Here is a 4,545-nt window from a genome sequence, read left to right on the forward strand (position 1 = left end):
CAGCCAGAAAATGCTATTGATTGGCAAACAGAAATCTTAAAACTGTAAGGGACAAAATGTCAATTTCATATAAATTTGCAAAACTAAATGCAAGAGTGATAGAGAACTCGCAAAATTTTAAAAATTATTTTTCAAAAAAGAGGTTTAATAAATTTACAGGTTTAATGGGGTTTCAAATCGTTAAAATTTTGGTTCTAAAAGATGAAGAAAGAAGGCTTAAAGATTCAAATAGTATTGATAACGAAGGCCGTTATTTAGGTTTTCATAATGCAGCAGATTGGACGTTAGGGTTAGTATTGGGACCTATTCTTTTGGGGGTAACAGGTTCAATTGTCTCAGTTATATTTTTTGGGGTATGGTTTTATTCACAATTTACATCAACACCAGAAGACTTTCCATTTTGGTTTGTATTACCTGCAATCGGTTTTAATCTTTTTTTCTTAAACTTCAGCCCCATTTTAGCACGGTATATTCTGCCTAAACGCGAGGTATATTTTGACCGCCAAAACCAAACAGTGAGCTTTTCGTGGTCAGTAAATAACGCAGAAAAAAATGAGCATGGCCATTCTACATTTCCGTTTACGGATATAGAAGCGTTTTACTCTAAAGCCAACCATTCACAAGGCCATGGTGTAACCCACGCGATGTATATTGCCCATAAAGATTATGAAAACCACCGTGGTGCATTTAGTGAAATACGCGTAAAAGACAACCCACAAAACCCAAACTACTGCAAATACACATGGGAGCGCGTTGTGCGCTTTATGGACGTAACCAAACCGCTCGTTGACTCACCTGAAATAGAGCCATTTCGTCAACTTGACCCAATAACACATGAGTTTGATAAGCAAAATAACCGCCCTGAAAAGTACTGGCGCTTAATGAGCTACAAGCAGATGAAGCAAATAGAAGAAGAGCTTGATAATGATATTTACCGCTTTAACTTTGACGGTGCCATCACCAACCCCAAACGCTGGGCAAATAAAGAAATCACCAAACCGTGGGAAAAGTGGCCAATAGATGAAAGCCTAAACAAACCAGACGACACACCGTACTGGAAACGCCTTATGAAAACCCTTGCAATGCAAATTATTGCAGGTGTTTAAACGCGATAGCTCTTTAACAATTAGAAAAGGGATTCAAACCTAGGCGCAACAGCTGCCTAGGTTTACTAAGATAGGAATACTATGAGTATCTTAAAATACTTAGGTGGAGCTTTACCACGTAAAACAATCTTTAACCAATTCTTCGAGCAAGGTAATACACTCGACTTGCAAACAAAATTTAGTGGCTTATGCCTGTTAGCTAAATGGTATTACACAAAAAAAACAACGATTGAGAAGAACCCGCAACGATTTCAAGCTCACTCATGCGGCAATAGCCCAATTAGACTCTTATTGTTTGGTCCTATGTTTTTAGGGTTTTGTGGTAGTTTAGTTGTTATATTATTTCTTTTGGTCGCGCCTTTTTCGGGGGAACCTTTTTCATGGTGGTTTTTATATTTAGTACTTGGATGGAACTTAGTATTTTTAAACTTATTCCCTCTTTGGGATTTAGTATTTTCACCTAAATATGCCTATTTTGACCGCCAAACAGGTAAGGTGGGTTATACCTTTGATATTCCTGGTTGTGACGAGCGGGATGAATTTGGTCATTGCTGTTTTGATTGGCGAGATATGAAGTGTGTACTGGTAAACCAAAGCACTGACCAAGGAGGCTCTCGCGCTTTTTTCCCGGTGATATCGCACAAAGACAGAGATAAATACCCACAAACCAAAATGACCATAGTGGTCACTGAACTTGCCCAAAACCCTATCTATTGTTTGTTGTTTTGGGAGCGCTTAGTGCGCTTTATGGATAATACCAAGCCATTACCCGATATCCCAGAATACGAAGGCTACAGACACCTTGACCCAATTACCGCTGAGTTTGATAAGCAAAACAATCGTCCAGAAGTGTATTGGCGTGATATGAGCTTTAAACAACAAACCGAAATTTATGATGAGCTATATACTGAGGCATACAAAATAGATTGGTATAACGATGCCCCCCCAACCCGAAATCACCAAACCTTGGCAACGCTGGACCCCTGAGCCTGAACGTAAAGAAACCTTAAATTGGAAATACAAAGCCAAACGGTTATTTATGCAATTAACCTGTGGAATTCCTTAGGCACTTTTACTTTGAGGGAGCTTTCATGGAATAGAAAAACAAGTAACGCAGTGGTAAGGCATAAGATAATAGCTTAAATAAAGGCTAATATTAAAGGTTTTGCCTGTCTTTATGTATTTGAATGTATTGTAAAAATATTCATTAAACAAACCGCTAGAATGTTTTATTACACAATTTAGACAATTCACTATATTAGTGAAAAATTTTATTTAAGGAGGTAAGTACTACAAACAACAAGCTTAGTTACAATTTTTTTAAAGGAGTCAGTTAAAATGGAAAATAATAATATGGAAAGTAACAACATGGAAAGTAATAAAATGGAAAGTAATAAAATGCGTATTGATTTTGATGCGCTTCCAGCAGTGTTTACCATTAAAGGGTTTACAGCTATCTATAATGCAAATGTGAAGTCAAACCCAAAAGAAAAATTCTGGCTGATACTTGCTATTGTGTTTGGATGTATATTTATTGAGAATAAACAAGACACCCACTATAAATTTTGCACTTTGTTAAATTAGGGACTACGGTTTATTTAGTGTGAAAAATGAGCAGAGTGTTTTATGGCAACCGCAAGAAAGCGTCAAGTAAGTTTAGTTGATACAAAATATTATCATTGTATTTCACGGTGTGTTCGCCGTGCATTTTTATGTGGTGAAGACCATTTTACGGGGAAGTCTTACGAACATCGACGAGGCTGGGTTGAAGATAAGTTACTTGAATTAGCGAAGGTGTTTTGTATTGATGTATGTGCTTATGCCGTAATGAGTAATCATACGCACTTAGTCTTGTATGTAGATGATAAGAAAGTCAATAGACTGAATGACAAAGCGATTGTTATTCGCTGGCATAAGCTTTGTAAAGGTACGTTGATTACACAAAAATACATCCAGGGCGAAAAGCTAAGCAAAATAGAACTCATCTTTTTTAATCAAACAGTCAAACAATACCGCGAACGTTTATCAAGTATTAGCTGGTTTATGCGATTATTAAATGAAGACATTGCGCGCAAAGCAAACAAAGAAGATAACTGCACAGGCCGATTTTGGGAGGGTCGCTTTAAATCGCAAGCTTTATTAGATGAAGCTGCACTTGCAGCATGTATGGCGTATGTAGACTTAAACCCCATTAGAGCGAAAATGGCTGATACTCCTGAAGAATCGGACCATACCAGTGTTCAAAAGCGTTTAACAAGCGCAACAGAAGGTAAGCAACCTAAACAGTTACTGCGCTTTGCAGGTATGTCGCGTCAAATAATGCCAAAAGGGTTACCGTTTGAGCTCAAATCGTACCTTGAACTTGTTGAATTAACGGGACGTTGTATACGAGAAGATAAGCGAGGGTATATTGAAAGTACATATTTGCCTTTACTAGAAAGAGTGAATATATCGCCAGAAAACTGGTTAAAACTCGCAACCCAATTTACACATGTATTCCATGGTGCAGTGGGGAGACCATCCTCACAAGCCGGCTACTGTGAGAATTTAAATAGAAAACGGCGATCGAACACCAGTAACTGTGAAAAGCTACTCGCATAAACTTAAACTGCTCAGTAAAAGTATTTAGTAATAAATCACAACTGCATCATGCAGTTATTTTCGTGCATGTAATTTAGGTTTAACAGCGGTAATGTTTTATTTAATGAATTAAATAAAAGAAATAGATAAGGCAAGGTAATTTTTTAACCTAAAAAGTAGATCTTATGGCACAGTTAAGCTTGCACAATTAAAGTGGCTGTCTAGTTTAATTTGCACTTAAAATAGATAAAGTAAGGCCATCCCCAGAGCTAAGGTATGATAAAAACCTTACATTGCCGCTCGATTTTGAGGCAATAGCAAAACCAATTGCCAACCCAACTTATCCAAATCCATGGGTTGTATAAAGGAGTATTATGAGTATCTTAAAATACTTAGGTGGTGCTTTACCACGTAAAACAATCTTTAATAATTTTTTTAAGGAAAAGCTCGACTTTGAATTAGAAAAGAAATTTAAAGGCGTGTGTTTATTACATCACTGGTTATATGAAGAAAAAAAACATATTTAAATGATTCACAGCGTTTTCAGGTACATTCATGCGGCAATGATGGTTGGCGAGCGTTAACTTTAGGGCCCATGTTTTTAGGGTTTTGTGGTAGTTTAGTTGTTGTATTATTTTTATTGGTTGCGCCTTTTTCTGATGACCCTTTTTCATGGTGGTTTTTATACTTAGTGTTGGGCTGGAATTTACTATTTTTAAACCTTATGCCTATATGGGGGAGAATAGGAACACCTAATTTAGCCTATTTTGACCGCCTTACAGGCAAGGTGGGTTATACCTTTGATATTCCCGGATGCGACGAGCGCGATGAATTTGGTAATTGCTGCTTTGATTGGCAA

Annotated in this window: 5 protein-coding genes and 1 pseudogene; all 6 read left to right on the plus strand. The window is 37.2% G+C overall.

Annotated elements, in window-relative coordinates:
• Positions 1–56 precede the first annotated feature (56 nt).
• Positions 57–1,106, plus strand: coding sequence for a hypothetical protein (locus AC27I2_RS19540; protein WP_487205242.1), 1,050 nt, complete (start codon positions 57–59; stop codon positions 1,104–1,106).
• Between the two features lie 81 nt (positions 1,107–1,187).
• Positions 1,188–2,093: a 2TM domain-containing protein gene (locus tag AC27I2_RS19545; RefSeq protein ID WP_487205243.1), complete on the plus strand. Its 906-nt coding sequence runs from the start codon at positions 1,188–1,190 to the stop codon at positions 2,091–2,093.
• 351 nt (positions 2,094–2,444) lie between these two features.
• Complete coding sequence (locus AC27I2_RS19550) at positions 2,445–2,690, plus strand: hypothetical protein (protein WP_487205244.1); 246 nt, start codon at positions 2,445–2,447, stop codon at positions 2,688–2,690.
• Between the two features lie 42 nt (positions 2,691–2,732).
• Positions 2,733–3,707 (plus strand): transposase, encoded by a 975-nt coding sequence (locus AC27I2_RS19555; protein ID WP_487205245.1) that lies wholly within the window; start codon positions 2,733–2,735, stop codon positions 3,705–3,707.
• A 353-nt stretch (positions 3,708–4,060) separates the two neighbouring features.
• Entirely contained in the window at positions 4,061–4,213 is a 153-nt protein-coding gene (locus tag AC27I2_RS19560) for a hypothetical protein (protein WP_487205246.1), read from the plus strand.
• 68 nt (positions 4,214–4,281) lie between these two features.
• Positions 4,282–4,545, plus strand: a pseudogene (locus AC27I2_RS19565) (hypothetical protein); the annotation flags it as partial.

It is taken from the genome of Pseudoalteromonas sp. NH0006-46, assembly GCF_057547735.1.

Coding starts and splice junctions, on each gene's coding strand:
- AC27I2_RS19540 (WP_487205242.1), top strand. CDS start 57: ATGTCAATTTCATATAAATTTGCAAAACTAAATGCAAGAGTGATAGAG.
- AC27I2_RS19545 (WP_487205243.1), top strand. CDS start 1,188: ATGAGTATCTTAAAATACTTAGGTGGAGCTTTACCACGTAAAACAATC.
- AC27I2_RS19550 (WP_487205244.1), top strand. CDS start 2,445: ATGGAAAATAATAATATGGAAAGTAACAACATGGAAAGTAATAAAATG.
- AC27I2_RS19555 (WP_487205245.1), top strand. CDS start 2,733: ATGGCAACCGCAAGAAAGCGTCAAGTAAGTTTAGTTGATACAAAATAT.
- AC27I2_RS19560 (WP_487205246.1), top strand. CDS start 4,061: ATGAGTATCTTAAAATACTTAGGTGGTGCTTTACCACGTAAAACAATC.